This window comes from Rhizobium sp. X9, assembly GCF_018873185.1.
Taxonomy (GTDB): domain Bacteria; phylum Pseudomonadota; class Alphaproteobacteria; order Rhizobiales; family Rhizobiaceae; genus Agrobacterium; species Agrobacterium oryzihabitans.
The window spans coordinates 316,856-334,282 of record NZ_CP071312.1; the positions used below are offsets into that span (position 1 = coordinate 316,856).

The 17,427-nt window shown below is 60.8% G+C and carries 15 protein-coding genes; 11 read left to right on the top strand and 4 right to left on the bottom strand.

Features of this window, described 5'->3' with window-relative positions; translation table 11 throughout:
- Positions 1–86: 86 nt before the first annotated feature.
- On the bottom strand, positions 87–1,133 hold the full coding sequence (locus JZY08_RS16505) for a class I SAM-dependent methyltransferase (protein ID WP_216332605.1): 1,047 nt from the start codon (positions 1,131–1,133) through the stop codon (positions 87–89).
- A gap of 316 nt (positions 1,134–1,449) precedes the next feature.
- On the opposite strand from JZY08_RS16505, the gene JZY08_RS16510 reads away from it, so the two are divergent.
- On the top strand, positions 1,450–3,444 hold the full coding sequence (locus JZY08_RS16510; RefSeq protein ID WP_216332607.1) for a bifunctional diguanylate cyclase/phosphodiesterase: 1,995 nt from the start codon (positions 1,450–1,452) through the stop codon (positions 3,442–3,444).
- Between the two features lie 36 nt (positions 3,445–3,480).
- On the opposite strand, the gene JZY08_RS16515 is transcribed toward JZY08_RS16510, so the two are convergent.
- A complete protein-coding gene (locus JZY08_RS16515; protein ID WP_216332608.1) occupies positions 3,481–4,557 on the bottom strand; it encodes an Ldh family oxidoreductase in 1,077 nt (358 codons plus the stop codon).
- A gap of 92 nt (positions 4,558–4,649) precedes the next feature.
- On the bottom strand, positions 4,650–7,370 hold the full coding sequence (locus JZY08_RS16520) for a DNA translocase FtsK (protein WP_216332610.1): 2,721 nt from the start codon (positions 7,368–7,370) through the stop codon (positions 4,650–4,652).
- A 376-nt stretch (positions 7,371–7,746) separates the two neighbouring features.
- Between JZY08_RS16520 and JZY08_RS16525 the strand changes: the two genes are divergently transcribed.
- From JZY08_RS16525 to JZY08_RS16570, 10 genes are all read left to right on the top strand, one after another.
- A complete protein-coding gene (locus tag JZY08_RS16525) occupies positions 7,747–9,357 on the top strand; it encodes an ABC transporter substrate-binding protein (RefSeq protein WP_216332611.1) in 1,611 nt (536 codons plus the stop codon).
- A 9-nt stretch (positions 9,358–9,366) separates the two neighbouring features.
- Positions 9,367–10,356 carry an ABC transporter permease gene (locus tag JZY08_RS16530; RefSeq protein ID WP_216332613.1) on the top strand — a complete coding sequence of 330 codons (990 nt, stop codon included), beginning with the start codon at positions 9,367–9,369 and terminating at the stop codon, positions 10,354–10,356.
- The gene (locus JZY08_RS16535; protein ID WP_216332615.1) at positions 10,353–11,183 is read left to right on the top strand and encodes an ABC transporter permease; all 831 of its coding nucleotides are present in this window, start codon (positions 10,353–10,355) and stop codon (positions 11,181–11,183) included. The genes JZY08_RS16530 and JZY08_RS16535 overlap by 4 nt, the downstream gene beginning before the upstream one ends.
- Entirely contained in the window at positions 11,180–11,983 is an 804-nt protein-coding gene (locus JZY08_RS16540; protein WP_216332617.1) for an ABC transporter ATP-binding protein, read from the top strand. The genes JZY08_RS16535 and JZY08_RS16540 overlap by 4 nt, the downstream gene beginning before the upstream one ends.
- Positions 11,980–12,765: an ABC transporter ATP-binding protein gene (locus tag JZY08_RS16545; RefSeq protein ID WP_216332618.1), complete on the top strand. Its 786-nt coding sequence runs from the start codon at positions 11,980–11,982 to the stop codon at positions 12,763–12,765. Before JZY08_RS16540 ends, JZY08_RS16545 begins: the two co-directional genes overlap by 4 nt.
- Positions 12,766–12,771: 6 nt before the next feature.
- Positions 12,772–13,890, top strand: a complete 1,119-nt coding sequence (locus tag JZY08_RS16550; protein ID WP_216332619.1) for an alanine--glyoxylate aminotransferase family protein — start codon at positions 12,772–12,774, stop codon at positions 13,888–13,890.
- Positions 13,891–14,054: 164 nt separating this feature from the next.
- Positions 14,055–14,243 (top strand): hypothetical protein, encoded by a 189-nt coding sequence (locus JZY08_RS16555; protein ID WP_035243619.1) that lies wholly within the window; start codon positions 14,055–14,057, stop codon positions 14,241–14,243.
- Between the two features lie 67 nt (positions 14,244–14,310).
- Positions 14,311–14,817 carry a helix-turn-helix domain-containing protein gene (locus JZY08_RS16560; protein WP_216332620.1) on the top strand — a complete coding sequence of 169 codons (507 nt, stop codon included), beginning with the start codon at positions 14,311–14,313 and terminating at the stop codon, positions 14,815–14,817.
- Positions 14,814–15,218, top strand: a complete 405-nt coding sequence (locus JZY08_RS16565; RefSeq protein WP_216332621.1) for a VOC family protein — start codon at positions 14,814–14,816, stop codon at positions 15,216–15,218. The genes JZY08_RS16560 and JZY08_RS16565 overlap by 4 nt, the downstream gene beginning before the upstream one ends.
- A 58-nt stretch (positions 15,219–15,276) precedes the next feature.
- Positions 15,277–15,486 (top strand): hypothetical protein, encoded by a 210-nt coding sequence (locus JZY08_RS16570; protein WP_216333431.1) that lies wholly within the window; start codon positions 15,277–15,279, stop codon positions 15,484–15,486.
- A gap of 119 nt (positions 15,487–15,605) precedes the next feature.
- Here the strand turns inward: JZY08_RS16570 and JZY08_RS16575 are convergent, their stop codons facing one another.
- Positions 15,606–17,426 (bottom strand): IlvD/Edd family dehydratase, encoded by a 1,821-nt coding sequence (locus JZY08_RS16575; protein WP_216332622.1) that lies wholly within the window; start codon positions 17,424–17,426, stop codon positions 15,606–15,608.
- Position 17,427 lies beyond the last annotated feature (1 nt).

Genomic DNA, 17,427 nt, shown 5'->3' on the forward strand with positions numbered 1-17,427 from the left:
TTCTCCCCGGCGGGGAGAAGAAACAAGCGGCACCCACTCGCTCCACCTGAACAGCCAGCAATGAAGCCTCAGCCAAGAGATGGGCCTCAGCCCTTCTTACGCATCGTCGCATAGACGATATTGTGGTTTTCGCCGAAGAACACATCCGCCTCGATGCTCGAGGGATCGGCGCTGGCATTGACGATGCGCCACATATCCGCCTTTGAACGCAGCAGCAGCGCCCAGTTCATGAAGGTTTCCATATAACCGTCGACAACGATATCCTCGGAGAAATTGGCGAAGAGGAACATTCCGCCGGGTTTGAGCATCTCCATGCAGCGCCGGGTGAGCTTGATCGCCACCCTGTCGTTCAGATAATCATAGAGGCCGGCGGCATAAACCAGATCGAACGTGCCCAGTTCCTGCGTGCGCAGGACGATATCGCGCACGGAGCCGTCGATCGCCTCGATGCGGCTGCCATTGAAATCACGCGCGACGGAGCCGACGCTCAAGGGGTCCTGATCGAGCGCCACCCAGCGCTTTATCCTGCCCTCTTTCAATGCAACGGATGCATCCGCCTCGCGCAGATGTCCAGACGCGATGGTGAGGATTTCCGTTTCCTCCCCATGCCGGGCCGCAGCCTCGTCCACGAAGCGCGTCAGCAGATCCCGCCGCTCGCGCACGGCAACCGAGGAACTGGCATCCCTGGTGTAATCATAAAGTGCCGCGCCAAGCGGCGTGGCTTTCTTCACCAGATCGGCGACGCTGTCGTGACCGTAGATGAAGTCGAGAAGCTGGGCATCTCCCGAATAACCTCTCGGCTTTTCGAACGACCAGCGTGTGAAGGGATCTTCGAGAAAATAGTCCGATACCGCGTGATTCTGTACCAGCGGAATCAGTTCTGCCCACACGCTGGAGTGGAGCTTCTCCCGCAGACCATGCAGCGCGCCGGCCGTTCGATGTATTATCTCACGTGCCGAAACACCATTGTCAAATTGCTGCTGTGCCAATTCGAGAATGATCGCGATTTCTGCTTTTGCAACTGCGAACTGCTCATCGAAATTTTCCGTCCTGCGTGCAAAAATCTCTTTTGCGACAGTATCCGGGGTGATCAAACTTGCCCCGTCAAGATTTTTCTTCTTTACCCGCACCACTTCAGCCTCCAGTATTAACACATTGTTAACTATACGTTTCTGGGAGACGGAAGGCCACTCGCTTTCGATTTTTGAGCGGTGTAGGGATAGATTAGTAGATTAGCGTATTTTTTTGGTCACACTTAGGGGCGGAGGAGAAAGTGGATACGCGGTTTAGCGAAACTTAATGTTGCGAACGTATGATGCGTTCTTCCTTTCCATGTTTTCCGCACGCATTGGGAGAGATCGGCAGGAACCCGCACCGGGTGCGACAGCACACGGAAAAGTGGAATAAGCAGTTACTTGATAAAGTATACGCAACACTATGGGAAAGTGCATGAAGCACACATCGGGAGAGGTGAATGGACAGCAAGACTATCGGCGGCCGGACTCCCGGTTTTCTGATGAACTTCTTGCCCTTTACCAGCAGGAAGGTGAGCGCAGTCGCCGTGGTTCGATCAGACAGGGCCTGTGGACGGCTGTTTTCATCTATCTTCTGTTTGCCGTTACCGACATCATTCTGATACCTGACGTCGCTTTCTACACCATCATCGCCCGCGTACTCGTGGTCTTGTTCTCCCTGCTGACGCTGGAAATACAGCTGCGCATCAACGCCAGCACCGCAGCGCTTGACCTGACCTGCGCGACCGCGCTCGTCATGGGATATATCGGCTGGCTGGTGCCGTCGCTCTTGACCGACAATCTTGAAAACATGTCCTATTACATGGTTTTCGGGGCGATCTTCATGATGGGCGCCAATCTGTTTTTCACGTTCCGCTTCCATCTTTCGCTTGTGTCTTCAGGCATCATTCTCGTCACCTATTTCCTGGCCGTGACGCAATTTCCCGAAGACATCTTCTACAAGCTCGCTTTCGGCACCTTCTACATATCCTGCTTCGTCTTCACGTCCTACGTGAACTGGAACCTGAACCGGGAACGCTACCACGTCTTCCTCAATGCGCTGGAGGCCAAGGCCCAGCAGAAGGCGGCGGAAGAGCGGGGACAGGCGCTGTTGCGGCTTTCAAACACCGATTCCCTGACCGGCCTGCAGAACCGCCGCGCCATAGATCATCATCTGCGCCTGCTGTGGGACAATTGGAGCAAGAAGGAGGAAGGTTTTGCCGTTCTCCTCATCGATGTCGACTTCTTCAAGAAATACAATGACCGCTACGGCCACCAGGAAGGCGACAAGTGTCTGGTGACGGTGGGCAACGCCCTGCAGGACGCGATCATCGGCCATGGCGCTTCGATTGGCCGTTATGGCGGCGAGGAATTCATCGTGCTGGCGCCGTTCAGGTCCAAGCAGCAGGTGGGTGAGCTTGCCGAAACGATCCGGCACACCGTGGAAGACCTGTCGCTTGCGCATGACCAGCGCCGGGACGGCACCTTCATCGTCACCGTCAGCATTGGTGCGTCCTTCACCCGCCCCAATCCGGACGGCAAACTCGAAAAGATCATCAACGAGGCAGACCGGGCGCTTTATATCGCCAAGGGCAACGGCCGCAATTGCATGAAACTGTTCGACCCGGACGATCCGCAGACCAGCGACGAGACGGAAAACATCGCCGCACTGCTGAAAATCGCCGTCGCGGAAGACCTTGTTTCCCTCGTCTACCAGCCGATCCTGAATGTATCGACCAACGAAACGGTCGGGGCCGAGGCATTGATGCGGCTGCGGCTGCTCGACGGCAGCTTCGTCTCACCAAACATCTTCATTCCGATCGCTGAGCGCACAGGCACGATCCTGGAACTGGGCCTCTGGACCATCAAGACCGTCTGCAAGCAGATTCTGGCCGATGACAAGGTTTCCGTCGTCAGCGTCAACGTGTCGCCGATGCAGTTGAAGAACCCCGGCTTTGCCACCTCGGTCGCCGCCATCCTCGTCGAGGCGGGAATTGCGGGCAACAGGCTTGCCTTCGAAATCACCGAAGGTCTGGACATGGAAATGCATTCGGATCTGCTGCGCTGCCTCAACGATTTGAAGACGCTGGGCATCAACATCTGGCTGGATGACTTCGGAACCGGTTTCGCCGGCCTTTCCTGGCTGCGCATGACGGATTTCGACACCGTCAAGATCGACCGCTCCTTCCTGCATGACAGCAAGACCACGCGTGGCCGGGCGATGCTGCAGGACATGATCCGCCTCATCCGCAATCGCGGCCACAAGATCCTGATCGAAGGCGTGGAAACGGAAGAGCAGTTGAGGCTGATACGCCAGCTGGAGATCGATTACGCGCAGGGCTATTATCTCGGACGCCCCGTCGTTGCCGAGAGGTTGAGCCTGGCGACTGCCCCCTATTCGCGTCCCAATATGATGCTTCGCCCTGCCTGAAAAAACGATGGCGACGGCAAGAAGCCGTCTCTCGGTTTAGTGATAGGCGGGCAGGCTGATCGAGAATTTTGCCGCGAGTTCGGAAAACGCCTGACGGGTGACGGGATCGACAGGCGCCCCTTCCCTTTCCCGTCTTGCCGCCACCGCCCATTCCCGATCACCCGGCGCCATGACCTTGCAATCTTCCCGGACCGGCGACCCCCGCAGCACTTCGAGATAACGCTTCATGCCCTCGTCGAACACCTCGCGTTCAAGGAAGGCTTCCGGCTTCAGCGCCAGAACGAAGGCCCCAAGCCCACGCGGCGTGGAAAAATCCGGGCCGGGCATGGGGGCGATATCGAAGCTGAGCTTCATGCCGGTGAGGACCGCGCTGAAAATCTCCACCATTCCCGCCAGCGCCGCCCCCTTGAAGCCGAACTCGCCACCGACGGGGGCAAGCATTTCAGCGGCATTGGGGTCGCGCGTATCGATACCGTCGCCATCCGAGGCGACACCATCAGGCAATTGCTGTCCCAGGCTGCGGTAAAGCAGAACCCGGTTATAGGGTACCGCACTTGTGGCCATGTCCAGAAGCCAGGGCATGTCATCCACCGCCGGCACGCCGACGGCAATGGGGTTGGTGCCGTGGAAACGCATCGCGCCATCGTGCAGGCGCACGAAACTGTCGGAATTGCAGAAGGCAAGGCCGATAAAACCGTGCCGCGCCGCCTCCAGTGCATAGGCCCCGGCCGGGCCGAAATGCGAAGAATTCCTGATCGCCACCGCGCCGATGCCGAATTTTTCCGCGAGCGCCATGGCGTTATCCATGGCCGCATATGTCGCGCGGGCGCCATGGGCGTGATCGGCGTCGATCGTTTCCACCGCTCCAAAGCCGGAAACACGGCTGATCTGCGGCCGCGGGTTGAGACGCCCGCCTTCAAGCGCTGTGATGTAGTGGGCAAGCAGACGCACGCCGTGGCTGTCCACACCCAGCCGCGTGCCATGCATCATGGCGCGGGTCGCCGCATCGGCCGTTTCATCATCGGTACCAACGGCCAGAAAAACGGCGCGGCAAAAGCGCTCCAGCTCGTCCAGCCTTGCGAGAACCGTGACGTTTTCATTGCTATGCGACATGCGGGGAACCCTCCCGATTCCAGAATCCATGCCGCACAGGCTATTCATGGGGCGCGTTTTTGCAATCGAATATCGCGCCCCGGATGGATCAATCAGTCGTCGCTGCCCATTGCCTCATAGGCGTCGCGCTCGCCGGCAATGATGGCGCGTTTGCCGACATGGTTGGCAGGCCCGACAATGCCTTCCTGCTCCATGCGCTCCACCAGCGAGGCGGCGCGGTTGTAGCCGACGGACAGGCGGCGCTGGATGTAGGAAGTCGAGCACTTCTTGTCGCGCATGACGACTTTTACGGCCTTTTCGTAGAGATCGTCGCTGTCGTCGTCACCCATCGACGTCTTGTCGAAGACCGCCGTTTCCTCTTCCGCCTCTTCGTCGGCTTCGTCGGCATCTTCCGTGACGGTGCCGAGATATTCCGGACGCCCTTGAGTCTTCAGATGTGCCACGACCTTTTCCACTTCCTCATCCGAAACGAACGGGCCGTGGACACGGGCGATACGGCCGCCGCCCATCATGTGCAGCATGTCGCCCTGGCCGAGCAGGTGCTCCGCACCCTGTTCGCCGAGAATGGTGCGGCTGTCGATCTTCGACGTCACCTGGAAGGAGATGCGGGTCGGGAAGTTGGCCTTGATGGTGCCGGTGATGACATCGACGGACGGGCGCTGGGTGGCCATGATGAGATGGATACCAGCAGCACGTGCCATCTGCGCCAGGCGCTGGATCGCCCCTTCGATCTCCTTGCCCGCGACCATCATCAGGTCGGCCATCTCGTCGACGATGACGACGATATAAGGCATGGCCGTGAGGTCCATTTCCTCCTGCTCGTAGACAGCCTCGCCGGTGGCGCGGTCAAAACCTGTCTGCACGTTGCAGAACACGGTCTCGCCCTTGGCACGGGCGGCAGCCGCCCTTGCATTGTAACCGTCGATATTGCGCACGCCCAGACGCGACATCTTGCGATAGCGGTCTTCCATTTCGCGCACGGCCCATTTCAGCGCCATGACCGCCTTTTTCGGATCGGTGACGACAGGCGTCAGAAGATGCGGAATACCGTCATAGACCGAAAGCTCGAGCATCTTGGGATCGACCATGATCAGGCGGCATTCCTCCGGCTTCAACCGGTAGAGCAGCGACAGAATCATAGTGTTGATGGCGACCGACTTGCCCGAACCGGTGGTGCCGGCAACGAGCAGATGCGGCATCTTCGCCAGTTCTGCAATCACCGGCTCGCCACCGATGGTCTTGCCAAGGCAAAGCGCGAGCTTCTGACGGGTTTCGCTGTAGTCAGTCGCTTCGATCAACTCACGCAGGTAAACCGTCTCGCGCACCGGGTTGGGCAGTTCGATACCGATGACATTGCGACCGGGCACGACGGCAACACGCGCCGAGAGCGCCGACATGGAGCGGGCGATATCGTCGGACAGGCCGATAACACGCGAGGACTTCACACCGGGTGCGGGCTCGAACTCGTAAAGCGTCACGACGGGGCCGGGACGGACATCGATGATCTCGCCCTTGATGCCAAAATCTTCCAGCACGCTTTCAAGAAGCCCGGCGCTTTGTTCCAGCGCCTCCGGGGTCATTGTCGTGGTCTGCTGCACGCGAGCCTGCTGCAGAAGATCGATGGAGGGGTATTCATATTCGCCCTCTGCAAAGACCGGTGCTTCCCGGAACATTGGCTGAGAAGCCTGAATGGGCGCGCGGGGCGTAAAACGCGGCTCGGCCACAATTCTTTCCACCGGCTGAGCCTGCTCCACAGCCTTTTGCGGTTCCGCGACCACCGCCGCTTCCACGACCGGCTGCGGTGCGATCTCCGGTTCGGCAATCTCAACCGCGGCCGGGACCACGGACTGACGTACGCCGATCTCGCGATAGAGCCGGATGGCGGAACCGCCGGGGACTCTGACAATGGGGGGCTCGGCCGAAAGCCGGATGGGGGCGGTTGCGGGCGATGCGGAGGTGACGACGGGCGCTGCAGCCACCGGCGCTGTCAGCACAGGATTTACCCGTACCTGACCTGCGAGCACGGCGCGCGCGGATGCGGAAACGCCCTCGCCGGCATCATCAGGCAGATCGAGCGTCATGACCTCCCAGAAAAGCTCGTCCGGCAGATGGGCGGCAAAAGCAGGAATGGAAGCCTGCGGCACGGCGACCTGCCCGGCATCGGCAAGCGACGCTTCGGGCAGCGGCTGAGCGAGTGTAGATATTGCCGGCATCGGCGTTGCAACGATCACGGTCGCATCTGCCTGAAGCGGCGTCAGGGCCGCAGCGGCAGCCTCTTCCGCCTGCTTGCGGGCAAGCTCCAGACGCAATTTGTAGGTCAGCGCTCTCGCACCCCGTGCGTCGGGCGGCTGCGGCAGAAACGGCATGCGCGGCGGCGGGAGGCGTCGTTCCGGCGACTTCACCACCGGTTGCTGCACAATCTCCTGCTGCACGACGGCCTCCGGCTGCGCGACCGTTTCAGGCTCGGCAGATTCGGGAAGGACAGCAGCGGCGAGTTCTTCTTCAGGAATATGCGGCGTCTCGACCGGCATGCGCCGGCTAAAGGCGCTCTCGGGCGTACGGGTAAAACGGACATTCGGGCCAAGCACGAAAGCATTCTGCCAGCCCGGCATCTCAGCCCGACCCTCGATGGCGTCTGCGGCACTGACATCGGCATTCGGACGGGGGGCAACACCCGCCTTCATTGCCGCCGTCTGCTGACCGGCAACCTGGCTGCCGGCATCACGAGCCTTGTCGCTCCCCTCCCCTACGCTATTGGACGGATTCTGGAATCTGGATCGGGAGAAGCTCATGGCAGCGTGCACACTCATCATAAACGTACATATTTCGATCCTTTTGAAATAGAAAATAAAGGTTAATTACCCCTTTCCAAACCGGGCGGCGGAGGCAGATTTTCACCTCCTCCACAGGCGAAGTACGGCAGATGGCGCTTGGGGTTTGGCACCACAAGCCTTTAATTTCATTGCGCTAAATCAGATTTTTGAGCAACGCCAGCCTGCAATCGAGACGGCGGGAGAAAAGAGGCTCGTCACTCTGAGGCATATTGTTTCCGCAAACGCGTACGCAACGTAAAATCATTGCTGTAAAGCCCACGAATTAACGTGGACACTGCCGAGGTTGCAGTCTTAAGATCGGGCAGGCCGCGGCCCTGCGGAAAGGCCCGCCCCGCCCTCATTCCGGAGTGAATTCATGTCGCCTGTCCACCTGTCCCGCCGCTCGCTTCTCAAGACCTCGCTCGCTCTTGCCGCAACCACCGGACTTGCCGGCATTGCCGCAGCACAGCAGGCGGCACCGGGTGGACGGCTGATCGTCGCGGCCGATTCCGAGCCCAAGAACCTCAACCCGGCCATCGTCGCCTCCAACGGCGTGTTTTACATCTCAAGCAAGATCGTCGAGCCACTTGCGGAAGCCTCCTTCAGCGGCAAGGACGGGCTGGAGCCCCGCCTTGCGACCGAATGGCAGGGATCGGATGATGGCCTGAGCGCCACCTTCAAGCTGCGCGAGGGCGTGACCTGGCATGACGGCAAGCCCTTCACTTCGGCGGACGTGGCCTTTTCGGCACTGTCGGTGTGGAAGCCGCTGCAAAATCTCGGCCGGCTGGTCTTTGCCAATCTTGAAAAAGTGGAGACGCCCGATGACCACACGGCCGTCTTCCGTTTCTCCAAGCCCACCCCATTCCAGCTCATCCGCAATGCGCTGCCGGTCGTTACCAGCGTCGTGCCGAAACATCTTTATGAAGGCACAGATATCGCCACCAACCCGGCCAATGCCAAACCGGTCGGCACCGGGCCTTTCGTTTTTGCGGAATACAAGCCCGGCGAATACTATCGCCTGACCCGCAACCCGAACTATTGGGACAAGGGTGAGCCGCAGCTTGAGGAAATCATCTATCGCGTCCTGCCCGACCGGGCGGGTGCCGCGTCTGCACTGGAAGCGGAAGAAATCCAGCTCGCCGCCTTTTCCGCCGTGCCGCTTGCCGATCTTGCCCGCATTGCCAAGGTGCCGGGCATCAAGGTGATTGCCGATGGCTACGAGGCGCTGACCTATCAGCTCGTGGTTGAAATCAACCATCGTCGCAAGGAGCTGGCCGATCTCAAGGTGAGAAAGGCCATCGCCCATGCCATCGACCGGAAATTCGTCATCGACAAGGTCTTCCTCGGTTATGCCACGGCATCCACCGGACCCGTTCCGAAGAACGCGCCGGAGTTCTACACCGACGATGTCGAGACCTATGATTTCGACGTCGCCAAGGCAAATGCCCTTCTGGACGAGGCGGGTTATGCACGCGGGCCCGACGGAAAGCGTTTCTCGCTGAAGCTTCTGCCCGCACCCTACTTCAATGAAACCAAGCAGTTCGGCTCCTATCTTCGTCAGGCGTTGCAGGAAATCGGCATCGATGCCGATCTGGTCAATAATGACTCCGCCGCGCACCAGAAAGCCGTCTACACCGATCACGCCTTCGATCTCGCCGTTGCGCCGCCGGTCTTCCGTGGCGATCCGGCAATCTCGACCACCATTCTGGTCCGCTCCGGCATTCCGGCCGGCGTCGGTTTCTCCAATCAGGGCGGCTACGAGAACAAGGCACTGGACGACTTGATCGACAAGGCGGCAGTGACGGTGGATGCGGCGGCCCGAACGGCGCTTTACAAGGATTTCCAGAAACAGGTCGTCGCCGATCTGCCGCTGATCAATGTCGCCGAATGGGGGTTCATCACGGTGGCGCGCGATAAGGTCAAAAATGTCGCCAGCAATCCGCGCTGGGCCGTTTCCAACTGGGCCGATACCGCGGTCGATGCCTGAGGGAGCGCCGTGAGACGCGCGGCAACATTGCTGCGGAGAAGAGCGGTCAGCGCCATTCCAGTGCTGCTTATCGTTCTCATCTTCACCTTCATCCTGCTTGAAAACGCATCAGGTGACGCGGTCGATGCATACCTCGTCTCCATCGGCGGCGGCGATGCCGGGCTGCGGGATGCGTTGCGCGAGCAATATGGGCTGAATGGTTCGGTGCTGGCCCGTTTCTGGCTCTATGCCAGTTCGGTGCTGCGGCTGGATTTCGGCTGGTCGCTTGCCTTCGACCGGCCGGTGCTGGGGCTGATCCTCGAGCGTCTGCCGAACACGCTGCTGCTGATGGGCAGCGCCACCGCGCTTGCTTTCATCACCGGCACAGCGCTCGGCATCGTCGCGGGCGCGCGTCCGGGCGGTTTGACGGACCGTTTGCTGTCGGCCCTGTCACTGGCGCTTTACGCCACGCCGGGCTTCTGGCTCGGCCTCGTGCTCGCCATCGTCTTTGCCGTGCAACTGAGATGGCTGCCGACGTCAGGCATCGAAACCATCGCGTCCGGAAAACAGGGCATGGCAAGGGCGCTCGATATTGCGCGCCATCTCGTCCTGCCGGTCGCCAGTCTCGGGCTGATTTATCTGGCGCTTTTCCTGCGTGTCATGCGCACGGCCATGGCGGCGGTCTGGCCACTGGATTTCGTGTTGTTCGCCAAGGCCAAGGGGCTTTCGAGACGCCGGATCGTGCTGCGCCATGTCGCCCGCAACGCTGCCCTGCCGCTCATCACCGTGCTTGGCCTGCAAGCGGCCACCATGCTGGGCGGCAGCGTCGTGATCGAAAGCGTCTTCGCCATTCCCGGCTTTGGCCGGCTGGCGCAGGAAGCCGTCAGCGGCCGCGACACGCCGCTGTTGATGGGCATCATCCTGACGAGTGCCGTCTTCGTCATCCTCGTCAATCTTGCCGTCGATATTCTCTATTCCGTTCTCGATCCGCGCATCGGCAGCGGGGAGCAACAGGCATGAGTTTCGCTTCCCGACTCCTGCGCAGTTTCGAAGGCGTAACGGGCGTCATTATCCTGACGCTGCTTGCCGTGACAGCGCTTGCCGCGCCCCTCCTGTTTCCCGGCGATCCGCTCTCGATCATCGGCGAGCCGCTCATAGCGCCCTTCACGGACGCCGCCTTACCTCTCGGCACCGACCGGCTGGGCCGGGATGTGCTGGCTGAACTTGCCCACGGAGCACAGGCATCCCTGCTCGTCGGCATCGGCGCTGCCGCGGCCGCCCTCATGATCGGCACCGTCATCGGCACCATTGCGGGGTTTGCGGGTGGGCTTATCGATGAAGCCCTGATGCGCGTTACCGACGCCTTCCAGATCGTGCCGAACTTCCTCCTCGCGCTCGCCTTTGTCAGCACCATCGGCCCCTCCATGCCCATCGTCATCCTTGCGATTGCGCTCGGCGCCTGGGCGGATCCGGCACGGCTGATGCGCGCGCAGGTTTTAAGCATCCGCGAGCGGGATTATGTGCAGTCCGCCCGCGCCATCGGCATGCATCCGCTGGAGATTGCCTTTCGGCAGATCCTGCCCAATGCCCTCCCGCCGGTTCTGGCGCTTGCCGCCATCATCGTCGCCGCCGCCATCCTCACCGAAGCCGCATTGTCCTTCCTCGGTCTCGGCGATCCGAATATCGTCACCTGGGGCTCGATGATCGCGGAAGGACGCAACGTCCTGCGCTCGGCGGCGTTTCTCTCCGTTATCCCCGGCATCGGCCTTCTGGTGACCGTCATCGGCGTCTATCTTCTGGCGGAAGGCATCAACAAAGCGATGGCGACACGGAAGGACGCGCCATGAGCGGCAATGCACTCTGCCGGATCGACGATCTCAGCGTCCGCTATGCGGCGGGCGATGCACCGGCGCTGCAGGATGTTTCACTGACGATCCGGCAGGGCCAAAGGCTGGCGATCATCGGCGAAAGCGGTTCGGGCAAGTCGACGCTCGCCAGGGCCATTGCCGGGCTGCTTCCCGCCGATGCGCGGATTACCGGAGATATCTCCTGGAGCCGCGACAGTGGTCTTTTCACCGACAGGCCATTGCCCGGACGCGATATCGGCACCATCTTTCAAGATACCGGCGCGACGCTGAACCCGGTTCTGACCATCGGCGAACAGGTGGCCGAAGGCGCGGTGCGGCATCTCGGCCTTTCATGGCGCCAGGCACGGGATCTTGCCCGCGACCTTCTGGAACGGGTGCGGCTGCCGCATCCTTCGCATCTTCTTGCCGCCTATCCGCATCAGCTTTCCGGCGGGCAAAGGCAGCGTGTGGCGATTGCCGCCGCCATTGCCGCGGATCCCGCAATCCTGATCGCCGACGAGGCAACGAGCGCGCTCGACACGGTCAGCCAGGCCGCCATTGCCGCGCTGCTGGACGGTCTGGTCCGCGAGGAAGAAAGAACGCTGGTCTTCATCACCCATGATATCGGCCTCGCCTCCAGCCTTGCCGACGAGATCGCGGTTCTGCGCGCGGGACGGCTGGTGGAACATGGCGCGACCCGGCGGGTGCTGTCTTCGCCTGCGCATGACTATACGCGCGCATTGCTCTCCAATTATCTCGATCTCTCCACACCGCCTCTTATCAATGAGGCACTGCCATGAATGAGGTTCTCCTCAGCGTCGAAGACCTCTCGAAAACCTACCGGACCGGCGGACGCACGGTGGAAGCGCTTTCCGATATCTCCTTTTCACTTCAGCCCGGCGAGACGCTGGGGCTTGCCGGCCCCTCCGGCTGCGGGAAATCGACGCTGGCGCGCATCCTGATGCGGTTGATCCCCGCCGACGAAGGCACCGTCAATTTTGAAAACCGTGACTGGCTGACGCTCGATGGCAGCAAATTGCGCGCCGCCCGGCGACAGATGCAGATGGTGTTTCAGGATACGCATGGCGCGTTCAATCCGCGCGCCAGCGTCGAGGACGCCATAGGCGAGCCGCTGCGTATCCACCGCATCGTCGACAGACGGGAGCGACCGGCAGAAATCCGCCGCCTTCTTGACCGTGTCGGCCTGCCCGCCAGCCATGCCGGCCGATCCGTTTTCGAGCTTTCCGGCGGCCAGAGGCAGCGCGTGGCGATTGCACGGGCGATTGCGCTCAAGCCGTCGCTTCTCATTCTGGACGAAGCGGTTTCGGCACTGGATGTTTCCGTCCGCCGGCAAATTCTTGAGCTGCTGGTGGAGATACAGCGCGAGACGGCCGTTGCCTGTATCTTCGTTTCCCATGACCTCGCTGTCATCCGCGCCGTCTGCCACCGCGTCGCTATCATGGAGGCGGGACGGATCGTTGAGATAGGCAGGACCGCAAACATCGTTTCCGCACCGCAGTCCTCGACTGCCCGAACCCTGATCGAGGCTGCGCCGCGGCTCACCATCACCACGCAAGGATAAGACGACATGCCCGCCCCGGATTACGCATTGCTTCTCGACCCGCCCGCCTTTCCTGCAGACCGTTACGCCGTCCTTGCTGACAGGCTGGCGGCCCTGATGGGCACGAAAAACGATGTGCTTCTGATACAGGCGGAAGCGGTGCTTGCGCTTGAAGCAGCAGCCACCAGCCTCGCGCGGCCAGGTCTGAGAGCGCTCAATATCGTCACCAGCCCCTACGGCGCATGGTTCGGCGGCTGGCTGGAACGAGGCGGAGCGACCGTCCGCAACCTCACCGCCAGCCCTGCCAAACCGATCTCCCTTCAGGAGGTCGAGCGGGCGCTGGACGATGGAACCGGCTTTAATCTTCTCGCCATCGTCCATGCGGAATCGGCGAGTGGCATTCTCAATCCCCTGCCCGCCATCGCAGCACTCGCCAAAGACAGGGGCATCGTCACCGTGGTCGATGCCGTCGCTTCCATCGGCGGCCATGCCTTCGAGGCGGACCGGCTGGGGATTGATCTCGCAGTCATCGGCCCGCAAAAGGCGCTGGCGGGTCCAGCCGGGGTCTCAGCCATCTCGGTCAGCCCAAAGGCGTGGGAGCTTCTGTCCCATGGCGCAGCGCCGGAAAACTCCATGCTCTCGCTTCTCGACCAGAAAAAACTCTGGCTTGATACCGGCCGCGGCGCGCTTCCCGGAACGCCGGCCCCACTGGAATTCTTCGCCCTTGAGGCGGCACTGGACAGGATCGAGGTGGAAGGTCTCGCATCCGCCAATCAACGCCATAAGCGGGCGGCAGCCGCTGCGCGCGCCGGCATCAAGGCGCTTGGCATAACGACATGGGTGGAGGAGACACATGCTTCCGCGCTGGTTTCCACGGCAATATTGCCGGATACCGTCGAGGCGGGGGCGTTTCTCTCGGCCGCCTCCAGACAAGAGGGCGCTGATATTTCCGGCGGCGTCGGCCCCGGGGCGGAAAGGCTGATAAGGCTCAACCACACCGGCAGGCGCGCCAATCCGGATGCGGTAAAAGCCAATATCGCCGCCGTTTCCAGCGCGCTGAAAAGCCTCGGCCATGCCACAGACACTGATTCCGCACTGGAAGCGGCCGAAAAAAGCTATTCTGAAGCCTCCAAGGGTGCTCTGTAATCGCACAGATAAACGATCATTGCGCGAAATCCGGCACCGGCGGAACGCCGATCACGTCATTGTTGTTAAAAATGGTAGACAAATTCCCGGGCCAATCTTGACGAAATCGTGGCAACGCGCGAAACTTAACGCTACGTTAACTCGCGTGAAGAAGGGAAACGGCCATGGTAGCAGGGTTCAACATGCTCTCCTTTGACCTCTTTGGCATCGGCCGAAGGATGCCCGTCGTTAATGAGCGGGTGGAGACCGATTTTCAGGACAAGACTCCGCGCAGACCGGATGACGAACAGCACAATGACGACCGCGACCAGGAATATGAACTGTTCTTCTGGTCGCTTTATCCGGTGATTTGAGCGTCGAACGGCGGCCGACAGGGCATGAACCTTGTCAAGGGCCGCCGGTTCATCCAATGATTGGCGCATGCGCCGGTCCGGAAATGACAAAAACTCTGCAAACAGAGACCTGAAACTGCTGCGCCGCCTTCTGCGCGCACGAGATCATATGGACGCCGCACCCCATGAGGCGTGGCCTGTTTCACGCCTTGCGCGCGTCAGTGGCGCCTCACAGGCCCACTTCGCGAGATCGTTTCGCGATGCTTTCGGCATACCCCCTCACCGCTATCTTTTGACCCGCCGGGTCGAGCGTGCCGTTGCGCTGTTGCGTGACACGGACCTTCCGATCATCGAAATCGCCTTGCAGACCGGCTGGAACAACATCGGTACGTTTGGCCGCATTTTCCGTGACGTGACCGGGGAAAATCCCAGTGAATTGCGGCGGCGGATACGGGCTTCGCCGGCAGATCTTGAGCAGGTTCCGCATTGTTTCGTCAGCGCCGCCCATCGCCCCCACCTCACAATCGCAGTTTCGGAGAAGCGCCGACAGACGGAAAGCGGTAGGTACGACGGGCCAAAGGGAGATAGCTCATGAAAAATGGTGTTCAAGTCGTCGGGCTTTACGTTCATGACCAGGACGAAGCGCTGCAATTTTATGTCGAGAAAGTCGGATTTCGGGTGCATACGGACGCACGCAACGGCGATTACCGCTGGCTGACCGTTCAGCACCCGGACCAGCCGGATTTTCAACTGGGCCTGTTTCAGCCGCAGGCGCCGACCGTTGACGAAGCGACGGCGCAAAACCTGAACGAAGCCGTGGCCAAAGGTGCGATGCCACCGCTGGTTCTGGTGGTCGAGGATTGTCAGACAGCCTTTGACGCCATGAACAAACGCGGTGTCGAATTCACCCAGGAACCGATCACCCGCTACGGCTCGGTGGATGCAAGCTTCCGCGATCCTTCCGGCAATGGCTGGAAGCTGGTTCAGGCGCGTTGAGACGCGCCCATGTGCCACATTCCATCCTGGATGATTTTTCGCGGAGGCGAGTTTGATCTTGAGACACTGGATACGACAGGGCCATCGCTGGCTGGGGATTCTGCTGACCGTCACCATTCTGGCGAATTTTGGCTCAATGGCATTCGGTCCCACGCCGCTGGTGATCGTTTATGCGCCGCTGCTTCCGCTGACGTTGCTGATTTTCAGCGGGCTTTACATGTTCTTCCAGCCCTATCTGGGAAATCAGCTGAGCCAACCGAAGGACTAATCGTACCTCGATTCCGGTAGTTCTGAATTCCGGGCGCTCAATCGAAGATAAAAAATGTCAGCCCCGGGATGAAACCCGGGGCTGATGTAAAAAAGAGGTCGGCCAAAGCAACCTTACCGTTAGTGGTTGTCGCGCGGCAGGCCCTTCGTCTGGGCGATGCGCTGATATTTGACGGCCGGTTCCAGAACCGCGCCGGTTTCCATCTGGCTGACGATGCCGCGCTGGATTTCCTGCCAGGGCGTCTGGTGGTCGGGGAACTTGTAACCGCCCTCGGCAGACAGCGCCTCGTAACGCTTGGCCAGTTCCTCACCGGAAATCAGGATATCGGCCTTGCCGCGACCCACGTCGATGCGGACGCGGTCGCCCGTCTGCAGGATGGCGAGACCGCCGCCTGCCGCCGCTTCCGGGGAAGCGTTGAGGATGGACGGGCTGCCCGACGTGCCGGACTGACGGCCATCGCCGATGCAGGGCAGCGAATTGACGCCTTCTTTCAGAAGATAATCCGGTGCGCGCATATTCACCACTTCCGCCGCACCCGGATAACCGATCGGACCGGCACCGCGCATGAACAGGATGGTGTTGGCGTCGATCTTCAGCGACGGATCGTCGATGCGGTGGTGGTAATCCTCCGGACCGTCGAACACCACGGCACGGCCTTCAAAGGCTTCCGGATCATTTGGGTTGGAGAGGTAGCGGCCACGGAATTCTTCCGAGATCACGCTCGTCTTCATGATGGCGGAGGAGAACAGGTTGCCGCGCAGGACGCGGAAACCGGCGCGCTCCTTGAGTGGCTGCTCATAGGGACGGATAACCTTCTCATCCTCGATGATGGCGCCACGGCAATTGTCACCGATGGTCTTGCCGTTCACGGTCATGGCGTCTTCCATGATGAGCCCCTGGGTCATCAGCTGGTTGACGACAGCCGGAACGCCACCGGCGTGGTAATAGTCTTCGCCGAGATATTCGCCCGCCGGCTGCAGGTTGACGAGCAGCGGAACGTCTTCACCATAGGTCTGCCAGTCATCCACCGTCAGCTCGACGCCGACATGGCGGGCAAGGCCGTTGAGGTGGATCGGCGCATTGGTGGAGCCGCCAATGGCCGAATTGACGCGGATGGCGTTGATGAAGGCGTCCTTGGTCATGATGTCGGAAGGCTTGAGGTCTTCCCTGACCATTTCAACGATGCGCAGGCCGGTGAGGTAGGACACTTCCTGACGATCGCGGTAGGGTGCCGGAATGGCGGCAGAACCCGGAAGCTGCATGCCCAGCGCTTCGGCAAGCGAGTTCATGGTCGTCGCGGTGCCCATGGTGTTGCAATAACCGGTCGAGGGGGCCGACGAAGCGACGAGCTTGACGAAGCCCTGATAATCGATCTCGCCCTTGGCCAGCAGTTCGCGCGCCTTCCAGACGATGGTGCCGGAGCCGGTGCGTTCGCCACGGAACCAGCCGTTCAGCATGGGGCCGACGGAAAGGGCGATGGCCGGAATATTGACGGTGGCCGCCGCCATAAGACAGGCAGGCGTGGTCTTGTCGCAGCCGATGGTCAGAACGACGCCATCGAGCGGATAGCCGTAAAGCACTTCAACGAGGCCGAGATATGCGAGGTTGCGGTCGAGACCGGCGGTCGGGCGCTTGCCGGTTTCCTGGATCGGATGGACCGGAAATTCAATCGCGATGCCGCCGGCTTCGCGAATGCCTTCACGCAGGCGGTTGGCGAGTTCCAGATGGTGACGGTTGCAGGGCGAAAGGTCCGAGCCGGTCTGCGCAATGCCGATGATCGGGCGATCGGACTGAAGCTCGGCCTGGCTGAGACCGAAGTTCATGTAACGCTCGAGATAAAGCGCGGTCATGTCCGCATTGGCGGGGTTGTCGAACCACGCGCGCGAACGAAGCTTGCTTCCCGTGCCTTGGGTTGCGGGCAGATTGTCGGATTTAGTCATG

Coding starts and splice junctions, on each gene's coding strand:
- JZY08_RS16575 (WP_216332622.1), bottom strand. CDS start 17,426: ATGACTAAATCCGACAATCTGCCCGCAACCCAAGGCACGGGAAGCAAG.
- JZY08_RS16520 (WP_216332610.1), bottom strand. CDS start 7,370: ATGATGAGTGTGCACGCTGCCATGAGCTTCTCCCGATCCAGATTCCAG.
- JZY08_RS16550 (WP_216332619.1), top strand. CDS start 12,772: ATGCCCGCCCCGGATTACGCATTGCTTCTCGACCCGCCCGCCTTTCCT.
- JZY08_RS16565 (WP_216332621.1), top strand. CDS start 14,814: ATGAAAAATGGTGTTCAAGTCGTCGGGCTTTACGTTCATGACCAGGAC.
- JZY08_RS16540 (WP_216332617.1), top strand. CDS start 11,180: ATGAGCGGCAATGCACTCTGCCGGATCGACGATCTCAGCGTCCGCTAT.
- JZY08_RS16555 (WP_035243619.1), top strand. CDS start 14,055: ATGGTAGCAGGGTTCAACATGCTCTCCTTTGACCTCTTTGGCATCGGC.
- JZY08_RS16525 (WP_216332611.1), top strand. CDS start 7,747: ATGTCGCCTGTCCACCTGTCCCGCCGCTCGCTTCTCAAGACCTCGCTC.
- JZY08_RS16560 (WP_216332620.1), top strand. CDS start 14,311: ATGCGCCGGTCCGGAAATGACAAAAACTCTGCAAACAGAGACCTGAAA.
- JZY08_RS16545 (WP_216332618.1), top strand. CDS start 11,980: ATGAATGAGGTTCTCCTCAGCGTCGAAGACCTCTCGAAAACCTACCGG.
- JZY08_RS16515 (WP_216332608.1), bottom strand. CDS start 4,557: ATGTCGCATAGCAATGAAAACGTCACGGTTCTCGCAAGGCTGGACGAG.
- JZY08_RS16535 (WP_216332615.1), top strand. CDS start 10,353: ATGAGTTTCGCTTCCCGACTCCTGCGCAGTTTCGAAGGCGTAACGGGC.
- JZY08_RS16510 (WP_216332607.1), top strand. CDS start 1,450: ATGAAGCACACATCGGGAGAGGTGAATGGACAGCAAGACTATCGGCGG.